Here is a 20,447-nt window from a genome sequence, read left to right on the forward strand (position 1 = left end):
AACAATTATGAGTGGATTACATATATTAGCGTTTGGTGCTCATGCCGATGATGTGGAAATTGGCATGGCAGGTACCATTGCAAAGTATACGAAACAAGGATATGAAGTAGGCATTTGCGATTTAACAGAAGCTGATCTTTCTTCAAATGGAACGGTAGAACTGAGAAAAGAAGAAGCAAAGGCTGCAGCTCGTATTATGGGAGTAAAAACGAGAATTAATTTAGCGATGCCAGACCGTGGTTTGTATATGAAAGAAGAGTATATACGTGAAATTGTAAAGATTATTCGTACATATAAACCAACACTAATTTTCGCACCATATTACGAAGATCGTCATCCAGACCATGCTAATTGCGCGAAACTTGTGGAAGAAGCTATCTTTTCAGCGGGAATTCGTAAATATATGCCTGAACTTCCGCCGCACCGTGTAGAGTCTTTTTATAATTATATAATTAATGGTTTTCATAAACCGAATTTTTGTATAGATATTAGTGAATACCTTTCTAAAAAGGTGGAAGCGTTGGAAGCGTATGAAAGTCAGTTTTCAACAGGGAGTGATGGTGTTAAGACGCCATTAACCGAAGGATACGTTGAAACTGTAATCGCTCGGGAGAAGATGTTTGGGAAAGAAGTTGGAGTGCTGTATGCCGAAGGATTTATGAGTAAGAAGCCGGTTTTATTACATGCTGATTTAATAGGGGGATGTAAATGAAATTGAAAATAGGTATTACATGTTATCCTTCTGTAGGTGGTTCTGGGGTTGTTGGGACAGAGTTAGGAAAGCAATTGGCGGAACGCGGACATGAAATTCATTTTATTACATCGGGTGTACCATTTCGGTTGAATAAAGTGTACCCGAACATTTATTTTCACGAAGTAACAGTAAATCAATATTCTGTTTTTCAATATCCACCTTACGATTTAGCATTAGCGAGTAAAATGGCAGAGGTTGCTCAAAGAGAAAACCTTGATATTTTACATGTGCATTATGCAATCCCTCATGCTATTTGTGCATATTTAGCAAAACAAATGATTGGGGAGCGTATTAAAATTGTTACAACCTTACATGGAACGGATATTACTGTGTTAGGTTCCGACCCTTCGTTAAATAATTTAATTCGCTTTGGTATTGAACAATCTGATGTTGTTACAGCTGTGTCACATTCGTTAATTGAAGAAACGAATGAACTTGTAAAACCAGATAAAGAAATTGAGACGGTATACAATTTTGTAGACGAACGTGTTTATTTCAAGCGTGATATGTCTCAATTAAAAAAAGAATATGGTATACGAGAAAATGAAAAAGTGTTGATTCATATTTCAAATTTCCGAAAGGTTAAGCGTGTACAAGATGTTGTGCAGTCATTTGCCAAAATTGTAAAGGAAGTAGATGCGAAATTGCTTCTTGTTGGTGATGGACCAGAGTTCTGTACTATTTTACAATTGGTGAAAAGTTTACATATTGAGGAACGTGTCTTATTCCTAGGAAAGCAAGATAATGTTGCAGAGCTTCTTGCGATGAGTGATTTAATGCTACTTTTATCAGAAAAGGAAAGTTTTGGTCTCGTTATATTAGAAGCGATGGCGTGTGGTGTGCCTAGTATCGGAACGAGGGTTGGGGGCATTCCAGAGGTCATTCAACATGGTGAGACAGGATATATATGTGAAGTTGGAGATACAGATGGAATAGCTAAGCAAGCAATTCAACTACTAGAAAATGAAGAACTTCACCGTAATATGGGAGAGCGAGCGATGAAATCTGTATATGAGCAGTTTCGTTCGGAAAAAATCGTTTCACAGTATGAGGCGATTTATTATGACATACTAAGGGATGACAAGAATGGAAAGATTTAAAAAAGCTAGTTCAATTATTGAGATATTAAAACAGCACGGACATGAGGCTTACTTCGTTGGTGGAAGTGTACGCGATCTTATTATCGATAGACCGATTGGAGATATCGATATCGCAACATCTGCTTTACCAGAAGAAGTAATGGCTATTTTCCCAAGACATGTTCCGGTTGGTCTTGAGCATGGAACTGTAATTGTTGTAGAAAATGGTGAACCGTATGAGGTAACTACTTTTCGAACTGAAAGCGAATATGAAGATTTTCGGAGACCTAGTAGTGTTCAATTTGTCCGTTCATTAGAAGAGGATTTAAAACGACGTGATTTCACGATGAATGCAATTGCGATGACAGAGGAAGGCGAAATGGTTGATTTATTTGCTGGAAAAGAAGCGATTCGTCTGAAGGAAATTACAACGGTTGGAGATGCTGCAGACCGTTTTCAAGAAGATGCACTGCGAATGATGCGTGGTATTCGGTTCGTAAGTACGTTAGGTTTCTCTTTGGAAATAAAGACGAAACAAGCAATTGAAACGTATGGGCATTTGCTCGAACATATAGCGATTGAAAGAATTACAGTTGAATTTGAAAAATTGTTGACCGGTACATATTGTGTGAATGGTCTTCAAGAGTTAGTAGAAACGAAGCTATTTTCTCATCTGCCATATTTGCAAATGTCAGAAGAAAGACTCTTGAAAGCTACGCAGTATAAATGGGATTCTCTCGAAACAGACGTTGAGGCGTGGGCATTTTTCTTATATTGTATAGGAGAAGAGCATCCATCTGTCTTTTTACGTCAATGGAAGTTTTCGAATAAAAAGATTAAAGATATCGTAGCGGTTTTATTAGCAATTCGTTCTAGAAAGGAGAGGGAGTGGGATACAATCCTTCTTTATAAAACTGGAATTCGCATCGCTGAGATGGCGGAAAGAGTATATGAAGCGATAATAGAAAGTTATAATAGTGCGTCTGTTAAGCAAGTACAATCATTATTTCATGCATTGCCGATAAAAAATCGTCAAGAAATGAATGTGACTGGTAATGATTTATTAAGCTGGGCAGATAAAAAGCCAGGTCCGTGGGTTGCCGAAATGCTTCAAAATATTGAAGAAGCAATCGTACAAGGAGATTTAGTTAATAAGAAAGAGAATATAAGGGAGTGGCTACAAAGATGCAATCTACTATAAGAAAGCAGTTATTACAAGTTTTTTCTGAAGCAGATGGTGCATTTGTATCTGGTCAAACACTTAGTGACAAACTTGGCTGTTCGAGAACCGCTGTATGGAAGCATATGGAGGACCTTCGTAATGAAGGGTATGAACTAGAAGCTGTACGCCGCTTAGGGTATCGAATTGCTAGTAAACCAGATAAAGTAACTGCTAATGAGATTCAATTAGGATTACAAACAGAGCGTATCGGTAGAACGGTTTATTTTGAAGAATCGGTTGAATCTACTCAGCATATTGCAGCGAGACTTGCTTATGAAGGCGCAGAAGAGGGAACAATTGTCGTTGCTGAAGAACAAACAGCAGGTAGAGGACGTTTAAGTAGAAAATGGTATTCTCCAAAAGGAACAGGAATTTGGATGAGTATTATTTTGCGTCCATCTATTCCAGTTCATCATGCACCACAGCTTACTTTATTAGCAGCTGTTAGCGTAGCGCAAGCAATTGAAAAATGTACCGGTGTAAACGTAGGGATTAAATGGCCAAATGATATTTTAATTCAAGGTAAAAAAGCTGTCGGTATATTAACAGAGATGCAAGCTGATCCAGATAAAATTAATGCTGTTATTATGGGGATTGGCATTAATGCAAATCAGAAACAAGAACATTTTGATGAGGAAATTCAGCAAATTGCAACTTCATTAGCAATTGAATCGGATAAGCCGATTGTTCGTGCGGAACTTATGCAACAAATTTTCTTGCAACTAGAGAAATTGTATGAAGAGTATTTAAAAAATGGCTTCTCTGTTATTAAAATTCTTTGGGAAAGTTACGCAGTAAGTATCGGAAAAGAAATTACAGCTCGAACGATGAAGGAAACTATTAATGGGCTAGCAAAAGGGATTACGGAGGATGGTGTATTGTTACTTGAGGATCATCAAGGACAAGTGCACCACATTCATTCTGCTGATATAGAAATTAAGTAAAAGAAGTTCCTATTTTGGAGCTTCTTTTTGTTATTTAGATACTAATAAATTTCACATACCGTAATAGGGATAGAAAATTATTTTTTCGAAAAAATGTAGCAATTCCTTTTCAGAGTTTGCTATAATTAGTTCGAATATGGGCAGTATCAAAGTGAACTGCACCATTATTTTACGCAGTATGAAAAAATAATAATTTGGATTCTGCCTTGATCCAATAACGGACTGGGACAGAGGGATGAATAATGCCGACTAACACACAACCCTTCTGCCCTTTTATGGCCAGAGGGGTTTTTTATATGATTTCGGCCATCTCCTCTCTCCTGCATAAAGGAGGAGTAGTTTTTGAAAACAAAAACAGATTTTTTGAAAATGAAAGAGCAAGGTGAGCCGATTACAATGCTAACGGCGTATGATTATCCATCTGCTAAATTAGCAGAAGAAGCTAAAGTCGATATGATTTTAGTGGGTGATTCTCTAGGAATGGTTGTACTTGGGTATGATTCAACAGTTCCAGTAACTGTAGAGGATATGATTCATCATACGAAAGCTGTACGCCGCGGAGCGAAAGAGACGTTTATTGTAACTGATATGCCATTTATGTCTTATCATGTCTCATTGCAAGATACGATGGTTAATGCACGTCGCATTGTTCAAGAGAGCGGGGCACATGCATTAAAGGTAGAAGGTGCTGGAGAAGTTATATCAACTATTCACTACTTAACGAATGCGGGAATTCCCGTTGTGGCGCATTTAGGTTTAACTCCTCAATCTGTAGGAGTGCTAGGTGGGTATAAAGTACAAGGGAAAGATGCTGAAAGTGCAAAAAAATTAATAGAAGATGCAAAGAAATGTGAGGAAGCTGGTGCGATAGCACTTGTGTTAGAGTGTGTGCCAATGCAATTAGCAGAACTTATTTCAGAGCAGTTAACAATTCCGATAATCGGAATTGGAGCAGGACAAAAAGTAGATGGGCAAGTTCTTGTATATCATGATCTTATCTCGTACGGCGTAAATCGTGTTCCGAAATTTGTGAAGCAATATACGTCTGTTCAAGAGGAGATTGTGCGAGGGATTTCGCAATACGTTACTGAAGTAAAGACAGGGCAATTTCCTGAAGAAAAACATTCATTCACAATGAAAGAGGAAGAGTACTTAGCGTTATACGGAGGAAAACAATAATGAAAATCATAACTACAGTGCAAGAGATGCAGCAAATTACAAACGACCTTCGTACAAGTGGAAAAAGTATCGGTTTTGTTCCAACGATGGGGTATTTACACGAAGGCCATGCTACGTTACTACGTAAGGCAAGGGAAGAAAATGAAATTGTAGTGTTAAGTGTATTTGTAAATCCACTACAATTTGGACCAAATGAAGATTTAGATCGATACCCACGTGATATTGATAGAGATGAAAATGTAGCAAAAGAAAATGGTATTGATTATTTATTTTATCCGAGTGTAGAAGAGATGTATCCAGCAGAACAAACGACAACAGTAGAAGTTGTGAAGCGTACCGACGTATTATGTGGTAAACAAAGACCTGGTCATTTCGCTGGTGTTGCGACTGTACTAATGAAACTATTTAATATTACATTGCCAACGCGTGCTTATTTCGGTATGAAAGATGCACAGCAAGTAGCTGTAATTGAAGGATTCGTAACTGATTTTAATATTCCCGTTACGATCGTACCAGTTGATATTGTAAGGGAAGAAGATGGATTAGCGAAAAGTTCTCGTAATGTGTATTTATCACTAGAAGAACGCGAAGAGGCTCCTCATTTATACCGCAGTCTATGTATAGCGAAAGAACGAATTGAGGCAGGCGAACGTAATCCAGAAATCATTATGAATCTTGTGAAAGAGCATATTGAGAAGTATACGAAAGGCACTGTAGATTATGCTGATTTATATGCATATCCTTCATTAAAAGCAATAGATAAAATTGAAGGAAGAATCATTTTAGCGATTGCAGTTAAGTTTGAACATGTACGATTAATTGACAATATAACATTAATGGGGAAATAAGGGGGAGCATCTATGTTTCGCACAATGATGAGAGCGAAGTTACATCGCGCAACTGTAACAGAAGCAAATTTAAATTATGTAGGTAGTATTACAATTGATGAAGATTTAATGGATGCGGTAAATATTGTAGAAAATGAAAAAGTACAAATTGTAAATAACAACAATGGAGCTCGCTTAGAGACATATGTTATTAAAGGAGAGCGCGGTAGCGGTGTTGTGTGTTTAAATGGTGCAGCTGCAAGACTTGTACAACCGGGTGATAAAATTATTATTATTTGCTATGGTTTAGTGGCAGAAGAAAATATTCATAAACAAGAGCCGAAAATTGCAGTATTAGACGATGATAATCAAATTATTGAAATGTTAGGTGCTGAAAAAGCTGGCACGATATTATAAGTAGGAAGGCTATCTCTAATTAAGGAGATAGCTTTTTTGTGCATCTTTTCATTAAGATGAGGTAAAACGTGGTATAGTAACATTATATAATTTTTGTGTTTGATAGGTAAGAAATTGAGGTGTTACATATATGAGTAAGCGTTATGTCGTTGTTGATTTAGAGACGACAGGGAACTCCTGGAAGGATGGGAAGGATAAAATCACCCAAATTGCAGCTGTTGTAGTGGAAGATGGAGAGATATTAGAGATTTTTTCATCTTTTATTAATCCGAAGAGAGAGATTCCCCTATTTATTACAGAATTAACTGGGATTGATGAAGATCTTGTAAAGCAAGCCCCGTTATTTCGAGATGTAGCCCCGATGATTGTTGAGCTATTACAAGGTGCGGCTTTTGTTGCACATAACGTTCACTTTGATTGGAATTTTTTAAATGAAGAATTAAGGCAGGCTGGATATACAGAAGTACATTGTCCTAAAATTGATACAGTTGAATTGGCGCAAATTCTTTTGCCGACAGCTGATAGTTATAAATTACGTGATTTAGCTAAGCAGCATGAGCTAGAGCACGATCAACCACATCGTGCGGATAGTGATGCTCTTGCAACAGCGGAGTTGTTTTTACAATTTTTAAGTGAAATTGAAAAGTTACCACTTGTCACATTACAATCGCTTTATGAATTAAGTGATGTTTTCCAAAGTGATATAGCGGATGTACTTTCTGAAAATATTTTAAAGAAAATGATGCATGGTAAAGAAAGGGCAGAGGAGTATGAAGTGTATCGAAATATTGCGATTCGAAAGCGGAATTATTCTTTAGGCCTCAGTGAAACATGCGCATCTAAATTTGATGCTTTCTTACATAAGGCAATGGATAAACTTGAATTGAATATGCCAAAGTTTGAAAAAAGAGAAAGCCAACAAATTATGATGAAGGAAATATATACAGCGCTAAGAGATTCTAGGTTTTCACTGATTGAAGCAGGAACAGGTACGGGGAAGACGCTTGCGTATTTACTTCCAAGTATTTATTTCGCAAAGAAAAAAGAAGAACCTGTCATTATAAGTACACAAACTGTACAATTGCAACAACAAATACTAGAAAAAGAAATTCCGTTATTACAGAAAATAATGCCATTTTCATTTGAAGTAGCTCTTCTGAAAGGAAGAAAGCATTATCTTTGTCTACATAAATTTGAATATGCTTTGCAAGAGGAAGAAAAAAATTATGATATGGCGCTCACAAAGGCAAAAATTTTAGTATGGTTATTGCAAACGGAAACCGGCGATCGTGATGAATTAAATATTCCTGAGGGCGGAAAGTTACTTTGGAACCGTATTTGTAGTGATGCATATAGTCCGGGTGGGATGCAAAGTAACTGGTTTAGTCGTTGTTTTTATCAACGAGCGAAGAATAAAGCATTGTTTGCAGATATTGTTATTACAAATCATGCGTTATTATTTCAAGATTTTTCAAGTGAAGAACCACTGTTTGCTTCATGTGAACATATTATTTTTGATGAAGCTCATCATATCGAGGAAGCGGCGAGTAGAACATTCGGTGAACAGTTCTCATGTATGTATTTTCAATTAGCTTTATCTCGTCTTGGTACGCTAGAAACAGATGATGTGCTTTCCAAAGTATATAAAATGATGAAAAAATCAGAGCAAGCTTCTCGTTCGACTTTCCGTATGGTGAGTCATAGTTTGAAGGAACTTAAATTTGATGCAGATGAACTATTCCAAATGTTACGTGCTTTCATATTTAAACAAACAAAGCAGGAACAAGGGATGAGCAATATGCCGCTCATTTATCGATATAACACGGAAGTAGAGACAGGTAAGTTATGGGATAGCATTACCGAGTTAACAAATCGTTTTGTATATGATGTAAGAAAATTAGTGACTACACTTGAGAAGCAAGTTGATATATTGCAAAGTAAATTAGAATGGGAGATGCATGTTGTTACAGGTGAATTTATGCACTTAATTGAGTTGTTGAGAAAGATGGTACAATCTTTACAATTACTCATTTTAGAAAAAAATTCATACGTGACATGGATGGAGACTGAAACGAAGGGAACGATTCATTCAACAGTTTTATATGCGCAGCCTGTTCATATTAGTGAAAGATTTGCTGATGAATTTTTAACAGAAAAAAAGAGTGTTATTTTCACATCAGCAACGTTAACAGTTAGTGATTCATTCGACTATATAAAAGAGGAGCTAGGTTTGCATGATTTTGCGCCCAATACATTAAAGGTTCCATCACCATTTCGTTTTGAAGAACAAATGAAATTAATGGTTTCAACTGATGTGCCTTTTATTAAGCAAGCAAGTAATGAGGAATATATTGAATCTGTATCGGCACATATTGCGAAAATAGCGAAAGCTACAAAAGGTAGAATGCTTGTTTTATTTACTTCGTATGAAATGTTGAAAGAAGCGTATACGAATTTGAAAAGTGATGATTCATTAGAAGGATATTTATTATTAACACAAAGTGTGAATAATAAGAGCCGAAGTCGCCTCATTCGTAAATTTCAAGAGTTCGACAAATCGATTTTGTTAGGAACAAGTAGTTTTTGGGAAGGGATAGATATACCTGGAGATGCTCTGAGTTGCCTTGTCATTGTCCGTCTGCCCTTTACGCCTCCTAATCAGCCGATGATGGAAGCAAAAGGAGAGTGGCTAAAAAATCAAGGAGAAGACGTATTCGTTAAGTTAGCGCTCCCGCAAGCGATATTACGTTTCAAACAAGGATTTGGTCGTCTTATTAGAACAAATACAGATACGGGAACGGTATTTGTACTAGATCGCCGTTTGACAAGTTCTTCCTATGGAAAACGTTTTTTACAATCAATCCCAACCGTCCCGCTCTATGAAGGACCTTTAGAAGAATTGTTAGAGCAATTAAAGGAACGACCAAATAAATAAAATTGGAAGAAAAATACGCCTGAAGTACACTTAAACTTCAGGCGTAAAAAATGTGGGTAGGAGGAATTTTATTTTTCTTACTTCTTGTATACAAAATATATTGCTTTTCGATTTGAAACCTTTTTTTGCTGTACATGTCCTGCTATAATAGATGGGTGATGAAGCAGGGGTTGTAAAGAATGTACTCTTATTGTAACCGCATTGCGTTCTTCTATAATTAGAAATTTTTGTGTAACGGAGGAGTTTTTTCATGGATAAGAAAATCGAAGTCCTATCAACGACGCGTATTAAATATTCGTCTGACTTGTATAAAATTGTTGATAGCTTGAATCGTACGTTAAAAGAGCAGGACCTCATGTTCGGATTAGCATTAGACGAAAAAGATAAAGAAATAGCTGTATTTACGATTTACAGAACGTAGTGATACAATGAAAAAGTGGATCTTTGCAATCATTATCGTTATCGTTGCTAGCGGAATATATGGGGCGTATGTTTATAATAAAGCGATGGAAAAGAAAATTCCAAAAGAGTCAAAGTCTGTAGAAATTGCGAAAGAAAAGGCAAAGCTTACAAAGGTAAATGCTGTTGATTATTATAACGGAAAATCTTCATATACAGTCGTGCAAGGTGCAGATGAAAAAGGAGAACAAATTATTGTTTGGGTGCCTGATAAAAAAGGAAATGTCCTTGTGAAGAAAAAGAGTGAAGGTATTTCTGAAAAAGAAGCTTTGCAAAAATTGGCTGAACAGGCGACTGGAGAAGGTGCTGAACCTAAGCCGAAGCCAAAACAAATTGTAAAAGTAAAATTAGGTGCTGAAAACGATATTCCGTTGTGGGAAATTACATATATTGATCAGGAAGATCGTTATACGTATTATTATTTAGAAGTTCAAAATGGTGCATATGCTGGACACTACAGCATTGAAAAATAGATGTAGGGGGAACTACAAATGAAATTAGCAAAGCGAGTAGCTGCTTTAACACCGTCTTCAACTTTAGAAATTACAGCAAAGGCACAAGCATTAAAAGCAGAAGGTCATGATGTAATTGCGTTAGGGGCAGGGGAACCTGACTTTAATACACCAGAACATATTATGGATGCCGCGCATAAAGCGATGTTAGAAGGACATACGAAGTATACACCAACAGGTGGATTACAAGCGTTAAAACAAGAAATTGTGAAGAAATTTACTCGCGATCAAGGAATTGCGTATGATCCATCTGAAATTATTGTATGTAATGGTGCCAAGCATGCATTATATACATTATTCCAAGTGTTACTTGATGAAGGAGATGAAGTTATCATCCCAACTCCTTACTGGGTAAGTTATCCTGAACAAGTAAAACTCGCTGGTGGTAACCCAGTTTATGTAGAAGGTCTAGAAGGTAATGAGTACAAAATTACAGCAAAGCAGCTGCGTGGGGCAATTACAGAGAAAACGAAAGCAGTTATTATTAATTCACCGAGCAATCCAACAGGAATGATTTACAGCAAAGAAGAATTACAACAGCTTGGAGAAGTGTGTTTAGAACATAATATCTTAATCGTTTCAGATGAAATTTATGAAAAATTAATTTATGGTGCTGCAGAATATACTTCAATTGCCCAGCTTTCTAATGCATTAAAAGAACAAACACTTATTATTAATGGTGTATCTAAATCACATTCTATGACAGGATGGCGCATTGGATATGCAGCAGGAAATAAGCAGCTTATTAAAGCGATGACGAACTTAGCGAGTCATAGTACGTCAAACCCTACTTCAATTGCTCAATACGGTGCAATTGCTGCGTATGCAGGCTCACAAGAACCTGTAGAAACAATGCGTCAAGCGTTTGAAGAAAGATTGAACATTATTTATGATAAATTAATTCAAATCCCTGGTTTCACTTGTATCAAACCACAAGGTGCTTTTTACTTATTCCCAAATGTAAAAGAAGCCGTAGCGTTAGCTGGGTATGATACAGTTGATGAGTGGGCAAAAGCATTATTAGAAGAGGAAAAAGTAGCTCTTGTTCCTGGTACAGGATTTGGTGCACCAAATAACGTTCGATTATCGTATGCGACATCTCTTGAGCAAGTAGAGAAAGCATTAGAACGAATTCATACGTTCATGAAAAGCAAAGTACAGGCGTAATCTTCTGTCTTTTGTAGTAAATGGCAAGTAACCTCCCTATATATAGGGAGGTTTTTTTGACGAATTGTGGCAAAAAGAAATGGCTGAAGGTGTGTTATACTAGAGAACGAGGTGTTTGGTGATGAAAAAGAAAATGATGTTACAATGGTTTGAACAGGGAAGCATAGCAATTCCTAAATTGCTTATGATGCATTATAAAAAGCTAGGCTTAAATGAAACGGAATTTATGGTGGTACTTCATGTACACACATTTTTAGAATCAGGTAATTCGTTCCCGACTCCTTCAGAGATTTCAGAGCGGATGACGATAACAGAAATGAAATGTATGGAAGTGATTCAGACATTAATCCAAAAAGGTTTTTTAGCGCTAGAAGGTGGACAAAGATCTGAAGCGATGATGTGTGAAAGTTATTCTTTACAACCACTGTGGGAAAAAATATTGCACTTTTTAATGAATGAATCTATAGAGGAAGAGCAAAAAGAACAAAAACAAATTCAAGTAAATTTATATACAGTATTTGAAAAAGAATTCGGAAGACCACTTTCGCCATTTGAATGTGAAACATTAGGGATGTGGGAAGATCAAGATCAACACCATCCGAATTTAATTCAAGCGGCTCTTCGTGAAGCTGTTATGAGTGGTAAACTTAATTTCCGGTATATTGATCGTATTTTGTTTGAGTGGAAAAAGAACGGAATTAAAACGGTAGATCAAGCGCAAAATCAAGGCCAGAAATTTAGAGCGAATCAACAACGCACACAACAAACGACAAAACAAGAGACGAAATTTACTGGGAAAGTGCCTTTTTATAATTGGTTGGAGCAGTAGTGTAGGAGGAAAGATATGTTGAACAAAACGCAAATTCGTTATTGTTTAGATACAATGGCGGATATGTATCCAGAAGCGCATTGTGAATTAATTCATGATAATCCATTTGAACTGGTAATCGCAGTGGCATTATCTGCACAATGCACAGATGTGCTTGTGAATAAAGTGACGAAAAACTTATTTCAAAAATATAAAACACCAGAAGATTATTTAAGTGTGTCTTTAGAAGAATTACAACAAGATATACGTTCCATTGGATTGTTTAGAAATAAGGCGAAAAATATTCAAAAATTGTGCCAGATGTTGCTAGATGATTACAACGGGAAAGTTCCAGAAGACCGTGACGAGTTAACGAAATTACCAGGAGTAGGGAGAAAGACAGCGAATGTAGTTGTTTCGGTAGCATTTGGAATTCCAGCGATTGCTGTTGATACGCATGTAGAGAGAGTAAGTAAACGGTTAGCAATTTGTAGATGGAAAGATTCTGTGTTAGAAGTGGAAAAGACATTGATGAAGAAAATTCCAATGGATGAGTGGGGAGTTACACACCACCGTATGATTTTCTTTGGACGTTATTACTGTAAGGCGCAGCGACCACAATGTGAAGAGTGCCGATTACTAGAAATATGTCGCGAAGGAAAGAAACGAATGAAGGGGAAATAAAGGGTGGAGCGAGTTATAGAAATACCGAAAGAGTTTCGGTGCGTACCATTTTTTAAAGAGAGTGCAAATTCGATTACGTATCGCACAGACCAATCTTTTGAAGAAATAATACAAAATACTTACTTTATATTTGATATTGAAAGACAATATGAGCCATGGAATGAAATTGAAACAAGTATTCCAGCGGTGTTAAATATATGGAAAAGCAAGCATGAAGAAATTGCTACACTATTTCGAAACAGAAAAAAACAAGAAGTTGAGAGTCCAATGACTCTTTTTGCAGCTCATATGTTATCAGTCGTATATTGGTTAAATGAACAACCTGTGCCTAGTTTGCATGAGATACAAAAACATATAGATAAATTAGAAATGAAACCTGTTAATTTTATGGAACGATATTCATTTGTTATAAAGAAACCAGGACATTATCATTCTTATATTCAATTAGCACAGTTATACATCGAAGTAGAAAAGCTATATGCGAAGAAAATCATAACAAAAAAGAAGTCCATTTCTCATTAGGAGAAATGGACTTCTTTTTATTATGATTCTGTTGTAACAACATTTCCATCTGCGTGCGGAGTAGTATCTCCGCCGTGATTCTGTTGTTCTTGTTGGTGATTCTGTTGTTCCTGTTGTTTACGCTCTTCTTCAGCTTTCTTTTTAGCTTCTTCTTCAGCTTTCTTTTTAGCTTCTTCTTCAGCTTTTTTTCTAGCCTCTTCTTCAGCTTTTTTCTGAGCCTCTTCTTGCTGCTTACGCTGTTCTTCTGCAGCTTTCTTTTTAGCTTCGTCTTGTTTTAATTTATCTTCTGCAGCCTTTTTCTGAGCTTCGTCTTGTTTTAATTTATCTTCTTCAGCTTTTTTCTGAGCTTCGTCTTGTTTTAATTTATCTTCTGCAGCCTTTTTCTGAGCTTCGTCTTCAGCTTTCTTCTTAGCCTCTTCCTCAGCTTTTTTCGCGTCTGGAGTTCCTCCAGGAGCGGTAAAGGATGCACCGACTGCTGGACTTGTTCCAGTACCTTTTTTCGCTACTACAGAGAAGCTGTAAGTAACACCTGGTTTAATACCTCCAAGAGTAGCTGTCGTACCGCTTACTGATAAGCTACCACTACTACCGTCAGTAGCTTTATAGCTTGCAGCATACGCATCAACCTCTGATGGTCCAGACCAATTTAGTGTAACTGTGCTAGCGCCATCGAAAGCGACATTAAGGCCGCTTGGCGAATCTACTTTAATTTCTTTAACTGCATCTTTTTTCGCGCCTTTAATGTACAGTTCTCCATTTAATTCTTGTACAGAAGAAGGGCGCTCGAAACGAGATTTATCCGTAGCAAATTTGCTCATCATTGTTTGGAACATTTGCTGAGCAATTCTAGTAGAACGATCTCCAATGTAATTTTCTGGGCTATCTTTTTCATAACCGGTCCATACAGCCATTGTATATTGTGGTGTATATCCTGCGAACCAACTATCTCTGTTGGCATCTGCTGGAATACCGTATTTTTTAATAACAGATTCATCAAAGTTTTGTGTTCCTGTTTTACCTGCTACGTCTACTCCTGGAACATACGCTGTCGGACCTGTACCGCCAGAGCCAGGTTTTACTACGTCGCGAAGAACATCAGTAATCATGTAGGCCGTATGGTCATGCATCGCACGTTGTTCTTTCGGCTTAAAGTTTTTCTTTTTCCCATCCGGGAAGATAACTTCTTTTACGAAGTGAGGTTTATTATAAACACCGTCATTTCCGAATGCTGCATATGCACCAGCTACTTCTAATGGAGAGCTGTCATTACTACCAATTGCAGTAGATTCATATACCTTGCCCTCTTTAAATGTCATTCCTAAGCCTTGAGCAAATTCTTGTGACTTATTGAGGCCAACTGCTTGAGCTGTCTTTAAAGCAGGAATATTTAATGATTTTTTCAATGCTTCACGAAGTGAAACGTCACCTTTATAACTATTTGTTGCATTTCGTATTTTTTTACCGTTGGAATACGTATACTCTGAGTCGTTTAATTGATGATACGTAGACCATTGTAGGTTTTCTATTGCTGGACCATAGTCGAAAATTGGCTTCATTGTTGAACCTACTTGGCGTTTTAAATCGATTGCCATATTATGACCTTTGAAAGTAGATTTACTTTCTTTACGACCAGCGCCGATTGCTCGAACTTCTCCAGACTGAGTATCCATAAATACGAATGATCCTTGGAATTGATCGTTTGGATACTTGATGAGATTCCCATCCATTATTTTATCAGCATAGTCTTGAGCATCAAGATCAAGCGTCGTTTGGATTGTTAAACCGTCCGAACCGATATTTACATCAGGAATTTCTTTTTCAACTTCTTTTACAACTGCATCTAAAAATGCTTGGTATTTCATTTCAGTTACTTCTGAAGATGGAAGAAGTCCTTGTGTTACAGGGATTTTTATTGCTTCATCCATTTGTTGTTTTGTAATAAAATCATGGCGCTCCATAAATCCTAGTACAAGATTGCGACGCTTTGTTGCCCGCTCGACATTTTCTGGTTTAGTTGGATCATAAATGTTAGGACCTTGGGGTAAAGCAGCGAGCATTGCAGCTTCATGTAATTGTATGTCTTTTAAATCTTTGCCGTAATATTTTGTTGCTGCTGTTGCAATACCGTAAGAGCGATTACCTAGATTAATTTTATTTAAGTACATTTCTAAAATTTCATGTTTAGAGTACTGTTGCTCTAATTTATAAGATAAGTACCACTCTTGCACTTTTCTCTTTGCGGTTTTGTCCATTGTTAGAAAATAGTTTTTAACTACTTGCTGTGTAATCGTACTACCACCTTGTGATCCGAAACCACCAGTGACATTTTCCATAACTGCTTTTCCAGTACGTATAAAATCAATTCCATTATGATCGTAGAAGCGAGCATCCTCAGTCGCAAGGAATGCACTTTCCACTACTTTTGGAATTTGATCGTATGTAACATGGGTTCGTTTTTCAGCACCATATTCATAGAAGAAATTTCCGTTTTTATCAAGAAATTTTGTTGATAAAGGATTGACAAGTTTTGATTTGTCTAATTTCGGAGCGTCCTTTACCATAACAAAGAAAGTTGAAACGCCAGCTACGAGACCGACGATACCAAGAAGTAGACAACCTATAAGAAATCTTTTGAAAAAGGAACCTTTTTTCTTTGGTTTTTCTTCTTTATTTGTTTCTTTCGTTTGATTTTTTACATGATTTCGTTCTGTACGAGAACGATAATTATCTGACATTATACTTTCTCCTACCTTTCATTCTCTCCCCCAAAAGTCGAAAAAAGAGCCTTAGTGATGACTCTATCACGAAAAATAAACCGTGTCTAGTACGCGGATATAATCAATTCGAGGGTGATAACCGCATGATAATAAAGACCCATGCTCTTCTATTTCTTGTTTTGTAATCGATTTACGTCCACCAGTATTTTGACGATTCCAAAATGCAATAATATGTTTTGCATCTAATAAATAAAATTCATCAAAAAGTGTAAATTTAATAATAACAAATGCAATTCCATTATGAGCGACTACTTGCTTCATATGTTCAATTTGATGAAGGTGGAAGTTTTGAAGTGGAAAACTGGTTTTATTTTTAGTTTCTTTCGCTTCAAAATCGATATATTTCCCTTTGTATACACCGTTGTAATCTGTTGTAGATGGTTGTTTGAAATACGCTTCTTTTACCACTGCAGCACTTCGAGCGGGGTAATCTACTTTTACAATTTGAAGAGGTGTAGGTTTTTTATGTACGCATGCAATATTATGGGTTAAGTAATATTGATTGGTTTCATTCAATTCCTCTTCAAGGGACATACCTCTATTACTGTAAGTATGTTTTTTTATTGGTGTTTTATGAGGTTGTGAAGCTTGATCGTACCTTTTTCCATTTGGGTAACGAATGGTCATATTTTGTCCACTCCCAACTTGATAAGATTTACTTACAAAGGTGATTATATCAAAAAATGAAAAAAGATGTGACCTTTTTCAAGAAAGGTATGGTGACTTACTCATGTTTCGATGGAATGATTACGAAAAAATTAAACAGAGTCGTAATGATATTTTTTGTACAGAGGAGGAAAAAGCTATAGTTCTTAATATTAAGGAGAGAACGGATGTAGCTAACGTAGATAATATTTCACGTACACAATCTTACCAAGAATATTATTTGAGAAATAGAGAAATTAGATGGTCTTTTTTAGCAAGCATGGTTTCAAGGAATGGGGGATGGAACATGACAGACTTAGAAGGAGAATATTATTCTAATCTTTTATCTCAAACAGTTAAGAGACGATTATTTCATTTGTATGAGAAAGCCAATTGGCTCATTTTCTTAGATGCATTTCCTCAACTATTACTGTATGAGGAAAGTAAAAAGAGATGTGCGCCGCTCTTTCATTTGTTACAATTTTTCAACATATCAATTTTTATGGAAAAAGAATGGATCACGTTTTGGGGGAAAAAAGATATAAATAGGCTTATGACGGCACTTATTATTAATGAACAAAATAAAATTCAAAAACCAGTAATTGAGAATGCATATTTTCAAAAACATGTATTTGATACTGCACTATTCAAATTTCAAGAAATATTTCACGTTAGTGCAGTTATTTTTCCAATGGTGGAAGGGGGAATGTATGGATTTTCAGTTTATCAATTTGAAACGTTGCAAAAACGTATAGAACTGGGGAAGCAATTAGCTTGGTTATTATTTCATTCAAAGTATAAGGCTTCTTTTTATAAATTTGCAGTGCAAACTAGGCATACAGGATCAAGGATGGATTATGAATGTAATATAAAGGGGATTAGAAAATCATGTACGCCCGCTCTTAGGGATGTGTATTCTATTGTCATTCATGAAAAATTAATAGAAAAAGATTGGTTTAGTGAAGGATTGGAAATAGATTCTTTATTTTTACTTGAAAAACCTAAGGGGGAAATTAATATAACAGAATGGTATAGAAAGAAGAGGGAGCAAATACATACTCTTTCTATATTAAGTAGTTTTGTTAAAAGAATAGATGAGTTCATGATATAATAAAGAAGTCCCGCCTTCCTAAATGAAGGCGGGGCTTCTTTATTAAAAGTAATATGCTCTACAACAAATTACTTTCTAGTCCGCTATTTGCTTGCAGTACGACTTTAGCTTCAACACTTATCGAAAGCGAAGAGGTAAAGTTAGACTAGAAAATAGCGGGCAGTAAAACTCCCACCTCAAAATTCAGCTGGAGCAAAGAAGTTAGGTGGAAGCCCCGCTGCCCGTAAACGCCCGATTGGTGCGGGCTGATAATCAGTGGGGGATGAACAAAACCCCCGCTGATTAAAGTTTCACTTTATGTAGCGGGGAAATTTGGACCATCAAGCTTTGGATTACCAGTCTCAGGTTTGTTTTGTTGTTTGTTTTGCTTTTTCTTTTTTTCATTTTTATTTTTTGCCATCGTAATACACCTCCTTTTTGTATTGTTACCATTTCTAAAAATGGCATACTAAATGATTTCTTTGACGAATATCAACTAGTTTTGTCAGGTGAGAAGGAGTAATCAATCAATCGGCGAAATTACATGACAAAGGAAAGGCAAAGAAGGGGGCGTTTTAAATATGGCGATGGTTCAGAAGGAAGATGTTATGAAAAAAATGGATCAAATGTTAAGTTCTCTCGATTTGCTGGAAATGAATATTGGGATTAGAATGAATCATGCATTAAAGGGTAAAGGTGAAAAAATATGTAATAAGATAGAAATAACAGAAATGCATATAGAACATATGGAAAATAAATTAGTGCATCACGAAGAAAAAGGGAGCTGGGTAAAGACATTTCAAAACGTCGTAGTGAGTGCATAATAAGGTGGGAACAAAATGGGATATGAAGCATTAATCCAGTCCTCGGAGAAGTTAATGCAGTATAATGATGAAGCGAATGTGAAAAAAAGAGAAATGGCTGAATATGATTTTTATAAGGATATGAAGCCATTTGTTGATATTGTAGATGCGGAGTTAGAGATGTGGAAAGAATTAGCTTATAGGTGGATAAAGGAAGAACGACCTAAGTATATACATGTACAACAAATTGATCAAGTGTATGATAATTTACAAACTAATGTGCTACAATGTTTTGTTAATAAGGGAAAAGGTAAACGTTTCTTTGAAACTCATCAAGCTATTTCGTATACTTTGCAAAATATCGTAGATCAATGTAAGTAACAAGAGGGAAAACCCTCTTGTTTTTTTATGCCTCTGTCACTGTTGTAGGTTTTGTTGCACCGTTTATTTCTAATTCTCGTATTAATGTTCGGTAATCTGATATGCATACTTTTCCTTCAAGATAACAATGTCTCGCAAAGTCTAACAGTTCATTCGAATTTTCTGTGTAATACCCCTTTTTTTGAGAAAACGCTTGTTTTAAATCCCCTAATACCATGTTGATTCCTCCCCAATGAGAATCTTCTTCCTTATTATCATAGCATGGAAGGGTTTACTTTCTAATTTTTTTAAAAATTTAAACTTCCGACAAAAACAGACAGATACTCCGTCACACATTTTATTTTATAGGTACATATTCTATATGTAGAAACTTATGCGAAGGAGGAGAGAATGCATGTTTCAACAACCTAATGTATATCAGCAAACAAATCCATATGCACAGCAAAATATGTACCAATATAATGAGGATACATATTTACGATATAATATGTATCCTTTCGAGCCTCATTATGGAAACCAAAATTATTATCAACCATTTGAAGTGTCGTTTGGGAATCAGCAGCAAGCACATATGAATCAACCACAGCAAGCGCATATGAATCAACCACAGCAAGCGCATATGAATCAACCACAGCAAGCACATATGAATCAACCACAGCAAGCGCATATGAATCAACCACAGCAAGCACATATGAATCAATCACAGCAAGCACATATGAATCAATCGCAGCAAGCATATATGAATCAAGCACAACAAGCGCATATGAATCAATCGCAGCAAGCATATATGAATCAACCACAACAAGCGCATATGAGTCAGCCACAGCAAATGTATACGAATCAACCACAGGAAGCGTATATGAATTCACAAAACTACATGTCACCAGCTCAATATGTAAATCAACAAGCTATGTTTTATCCACCAAAACAACCATATCCAACGATGAATAAACAAAAGCAACAGCAACAGCAACCAAGTCAGTTTTCTAGTTTTGTTTCACAATTTAAATCATCAGATGGTAACTACGATGTAAATAAAATGATGAACACAGCTGGACAAATGATGAACGCGATGAATCAAGTAACAGGGATTGTTAAGCAAGTTGGGGGCTTTTTTGGTAAATAATAGTAGGGGGTTGTCTATAATAGGTATTACGTATGAAATTGGATACTAGACAAATTTCCATGAAATAAATGGGTATATATAACAAGCGGCTTTACCCCCTCGCTCATATTGTAAAG

At 36.3% G+C, this 20,447-nt stretch carries 22 protein-coding genes; 18 read left to right on the plus strand and 4 right to left on the minus strand.

Annotated features, from left to right (window positions below):
* The first annotated feature begins 7 nt into the window (after nucleotides 1-7).
* The 14 genes from bshB1 (at nucleotide 8) to EXW56_RS07805 (ending at nucleotide 13,509) form a co-directional block, all read left to right on the plus strand.
* Entirely contained in the window at nucleotides 8-712 is a 705-nt protein-coding gene (bshB1, locus tag EXW56_RS07740; RefSeq protein ID WP_002202604.1) for a bacillithiol biosynthesis deacetylase BshB1, read from the plus strand.
* The gene (gene bshA, locus EXW56_RS07745) at nucleotides 709-1,854 is read left to right on the plus strand and encodes an N-acetyl-alpha-D-glucosaminyl L-malate synthase BshA (RefSeq protein ID WP_002086596.1); all 1,146 of its coding nucleotides are present in this window, start codon (nucleotides 709-711) and stop codon (nucleotides 1,852-1,854) included. The genes bshB1 and bshA overlap by 4 nt, the downstream gene beginning before the upstream one ends.
* Entirely contained in the window at nucleotides 1,841-3,034 is a 1,194-nt protein-coding gene (locus EXW56_RS07750) for a CCA tRNA nucleotidyltransferase (RefSeq protein WP_215597341.1), read from the plus strand. The genes bshA and EXW56_RS07750 overlap by 14 nt, the downstream gene beginning before the upstream one ends.
* Nucleotides 3,019-3,999 carry a biotin--[acetyl-CoA-carboxylase] ligase gene (locus EXW56_RS07755; protein ID WP_002201125.1) on the plus strand — a complete coding sequence of 327 codons (981 nt, stop codon included), beginning with the start codon at nucleotides 3,019-3,021 and terminating at the stop codon, nucleotides 3,997-3,999. Before EXW56_RS07750 ends, EXW56_RS07755 begins: the two co-directional genes overlap by 16 nt.
* Before the next feature lie 342 nt (nucleotides 4,000-4,341).
* A complete protein-coding gene (panB, locus tag EXW56_RS07760) occupies nucleotides 4,342-5,178 on the plus strand; it encodes a 3-methyl-2-oxobutanoate hydroxymethyltransferase (RefSeq protein ID WP_199709233.1) in 837 nt (278 codons plus the stop codon).
* A complete protein-coding gene (gene panC / locus EXW56_RS07765) occupies nucleotides 5,178-6,026 on the plus strand; it encodes a pantoate--beta-alanine ligase (protein ID WP_002201123.1) in 849 nt (282 codons plus the stop codon). Before panB ends, panC begins: the two co-directional genes overlap by 1 nt.
* Before the next feature lie 12 nt (nucleotides 6,027-6,038).
* Complete coding sequence (gene panD / locus EXW56_RS07770; protein ID WP_002201122.1) at nucleotides 6,039-6,422, plus strand: aspartate 1-decarboxylase; 384 nt, start codon at nucleotides 6,039-6,041, stop codon at nucleotides 6,420-6,422.
* 130 nt (nucleotides 6,423-6,552) lie between these two features.
* A complete protein-coding gene (gene dinG / locus EXW56_RS07775; protein WP_002201121.1) occupies nucleotides 6,553-9,357 on the plus strand; it encodes an ATP-dependent DNA helicase DinG in 2,805 nt (934 codons plus the stop codon).
* Nucleotides 9,358-9,607: 250 nt separating this feature from the next.
* Complete coding sequence (locus tag EXW56_RS07780) at nucleotides 9,608-9,778, plus strand: YpmA family protein (protein ID WP_000358351.1); 171 nt, start codon at nucleotides 9,608-9,610, stop codon at nucleotides 9,776-9,778.
* A gap of 7 nt (nucleotides 9,779-9,785) precedes the next feature.
* Entirely contained in the window at nucleotides 9,786-10,289 is a 504-nt protein-coding gene (locus EXW56_RS07785; protein WP_002158566.1) for a cell wall elongation regulator TseB-like domain-containing protein, read from the plus strand.
* 18 nt (nucleotides 10,290-10,307) lie between these two features.
* Complete coding sequence (gene aspB / locus EXW56_RS07790) at nucleotides 10,308-11,495, plus strand: aspartate transaminase AspB (RefSeq protein WP_002149304.1); 1,188 nt, start codon at nucleotides 10,308-10,310, stop codon at nucleotides 11,493-11,495.
* A gap of 121 nt (nucleotides 11,496-11,616) precedes the next feature.
* Nucleotides 11,617-12,324, plus strand: coding sequence for a DNA replication protein DnaD (gene dnaD / locus EXW56_RS07795; RefSeq protein ID WP_000728545.1), 708 nt, complete (start codon nucleotides 11,617-11,619; stop codon nucleotides 12,322-12,324).
* Between the two features lie 15 nt (nucleotides 12,325-12,339).
* Nucleotides 12,340-12,987, plus strand: coding sequence for an endonuclease III (nth, locus tag EXW56_RS07800; protein WP_002201120.1), 648 nt, complete (start codon nucleotides 12,340-12,342; stop codon nucleotides 12,985-12,987).
* A gap of 3 nt (nucleotides 12,988-12,990) precedes the next feature.
* Nucleotides 12,991-13,509 (plus strand): YpoC family protein, encoded by a 519-nt coding sequence (locus EXW56_RS07805; protein ID WP_002201119.1) that lies wholly within the window; start codon nucleotides 12,991-12,993, stop codon nucleotides 13,507-13,509.
* 20 nt (nucleotides 13,510-13,529) lie between these two features.
* Here EXW56_RS07805 and EXW56_RS07810 read toward each other — a convergent pair whose 3' ends face one another.
* The gene (locus EXW56_RS07810) at nucleotides 13,530-16,244 is read right to left on the minus strand and encodes a PBP1A family penicillin-binding protein (RefSeq protein WP_215597342.1); all 2,715 of its coding nucleotides are present in this window, start codon (nucleotides 16,242-16,244) and stop codon (nucleotides 13,530-13,532) included.
* A gap of 66 nt (nucleotides 16,245-16,310) precedes the next feature.
* A complete protein-coding gene (gene recU, locus EXW56_RS07815; protein WP_000155584.1) occupies nucleotides 16,311-16,913 on the minus strand; it encodes a Holliday junction resolvase RecU in 603 nt (200 codons plus the stop codon).
* Nucleotides 16,914-17,016: 103 nt separating this feature from the next.
* On the opposite strand from recU, the gene EXW56_RS07820 reads away from it, so the two are divergent.
* On the plus strand, nucleotides 17,017-18,042 hold the full coding sequence (locus EXW56_RS07820; RefSeq protein ID WP_002201117.1) for a DUF2515 domain-containing protein: 1,026 nt from the start codon (nucleotides 17,017-17,019) through the stop codon (nucleotides 18,040-18,042).
* A 295-nt stretch (nucleotides 18,043-18,337) separates the two neighbouring features.
* On the opposite strand, the gene EXW56_RS27935 is transcribed toward EXW56_RS07820, so the two are convergent.
* Nucleotides 18,338-18,484, minus strand: coding sequence for a phage portal protein (locus EXW56_RS27935; protein ID WP_306475192.1), 147 nt, complete (start codon nucleotides 18,482-18,484; stop codon nucleotides 18,338-18,340).
* 118 nt (nucleotides 18,485-18,602) lie between these two features.
* On the opposite strand from EXW56_RS27935, the gene EXW56_RS07825 reads away from it, so the two are divergent.
* Nucleotides 18,603-18,845 (plus strand): hypothetical protein, encoded by a 243-nt coding sequence (locus EXW56_RS07825; protein ID WP_002158558.1) that lies wholly within the window; start codon nucleotides 18,603-18,605, stop codon nucleotides 18,843-18,845.
* Between the two features lie 15 nt (nucleotides 18,846-18,860).
* Nucleotides 18,861-19,205, plus strand: coding sequence for a YppE family protein (locus tag EXW56_RS07830; RefSeq protein WP_002158556.1), 345 nt, complete (start codon nucleotides 18,861-18,863; stop codon nucleotides 19,203-19,205).
* Between the two features lie 25 nt (nucleotides 19,206-19,230).
* Here EXW56_RS07830 and EXW56_RS07835 read toward each other — a convergent pair whose 3' ends face one another.
* A complete protein-coding gene (locus EXW56_RS07835) occupies nucleotides 19,231-19,422 on the minus strand; it encodes a YppF family protein (protein WP_002030817.1) in 192 nt (63 codons plus the stop codon).
* Nucleotides 19,423-19,599: 177 nt separating this feature from the next.
* Between EXW56_RS07835 and EXW56_RS07840 the strand changes: the two genes are divergently transcribed.
* The gene (locus EXW56_RS07840) at nucleotides 19,600-20,331 is read left to right on the plus strand and encodes a YppG family protein (RefSeq protein WP_215597343.1); all 732 of its coding nucleotides are present in this window, start codon (nucleotides 19,600-19,602) and stop codon (nucleotides 20,329-20,331) included.
* Nucleotides 20,332-20,447 lie beyond the last annotated feature (116 nt).

Source organism: Bacillus mycoides, assembly GCF_018742245.1.
Taxonomy (GTDB): domain Bacteria; phylum Bacillota; class Bacilli; order Bacillales; family Bacillaceae_G; genus Bacillus_A; species Bacillus_A cereus_U.

What these genes read in the sequence shown, in the direction of transcription:
- bshB1 (WP_002202604.1), top strand. Translation starts at nt 8, where the DNA reads ATGAGTGGATTACATATATTAGCGTTTGGTGCTCATGCCGATGATGTG.
- bshA (WP_002086596.1), top strand. Translation starts at nt 709, where the DNA reads ATGAAATTGAAAATAGGTATTACATGTTATCCTTCTGTAGGTGGTTCT.
- EXW56_RS07750 (WP_215597341.1), top strand. Translation starts at nt 1,841, where the DNA reads ATGGAAAGATTTAAAAAAGCTAGTTCAATTATTGAGATATTAAAACAG.
- EXW56_RS07755 (WP_002201125.1), top strand. Translation starts at nt 3,019, where the DNA reads ATGCAATCTACTATAAGAAAGCAGTTATTACAAGTTTTTTCTGAAGCA.
- panC (WP_002201123.1), top strand. Translation starts at nt 5,178, where the DNA reads ATGAAAATCATAACTACAGTGCAAGAGATGCAGCAAATTACAAACGAC.
- panD (WP_002201122.1), top strand. Translation starts at nt 6,039, where the DNA reads ATGTTTCGCACAATGATGAGAGCGAAGTTACATCGCGCAACTGTAACA.
- dinG (WP_002201121.1), top strand. Translation starts at nt 6,553, where the DNA reads ATGAGTAAGCGTTATGTCGTTGTTGATTTAGAGACGACAGGGAACTCC.
- EXW56_RS07780 (WP_000358351.1), top strand. Translation starts at nt 9,608, where the DNA reads ATGGATAAGAAAATCGAAGTCCTATCAACGACGCGTATTAAATATTCG.
- EXW56_RS07785 (WP_002158566.1), top strand. Translation starts at nt 9,786, where the DNA reads ATGAAAAAGTGGATCTTTGCAATCATTATCGTTATCGTTGCTAGCGGA.
- aspB (WP_002149304.1), top strand. Translation starts at nt 10,308, where the DNA reads ATGAAATTAGCAAAGCGAGTAGCTGCTTTAACACCGTCTTCAACTTTA.
- dnaD (WP_000728545.1), top strand. Translation starts at nt 11,617, where the DNA reads ATGAAAAAGAAAATGATGTTACAATGGTTTGAACAGGGAAGCATAGCA.
- nth (WP_002201120.1), top strand. Translation starts at nt 12,340, where the DNA reads ATGTTGAACAAAACGCAAATTCGTTATTGTTTAGATACAATGGCGGAT.
- EXW56_RS07810 (WP_215597342.1), bottom strand. Translation starts at nt 16,244, where the DNA reads ATGTCAGATAATTATCGTTCTCGTACAGAACGAAATCATGTAAAAAAT.
- recU (WP_000155584.1), bottom strand. Translation starts at nt 16,913, where the DNA reads ATGACCATTCGTTACCCAAATGGAAAAAGGTACGATCAAGCTTCACAA.
- EXW56_RS07820 (WP_002201117.1), top strand. Translation starts at nt 17,017, where the DNA reads ATGTTTCGATGGAATGATTACGAAAAAATTAAACAGAGTCGTAATGAT.
- EXW56_RS07825 (WP_002158558.1), top strand. Translation starts at nt 18,603, where the DNA reads ATGGCGATGGTTCAGAAGGAAGATGTTATGAAAAAAATGGATCAAATG.
- EXW56_RS07830 (WP_002158556.1), top strand. Translation starts at nt 18,861, where the DNA reads ATGGGATATGAAGCATTAATCCAGTCCTCGGAGAAGTTAATGCAGTAT.
- EXW56_RS07835 (WP_002030817.1), bottom strand. Translation starts at nt 19,422, where the DNA reads ATGGTATTAGGGGATTTAAAACAAGCGTTTTCTCAAAAAAAGGGGTAT.
- EXW56_RS07840 (WP_215597343.1), top strand. Translation starts at nt 19,600, where the DNA reads ATGTTTCAACAACCTAATGTATATCAGCAAACAAATCCATATGCACAG.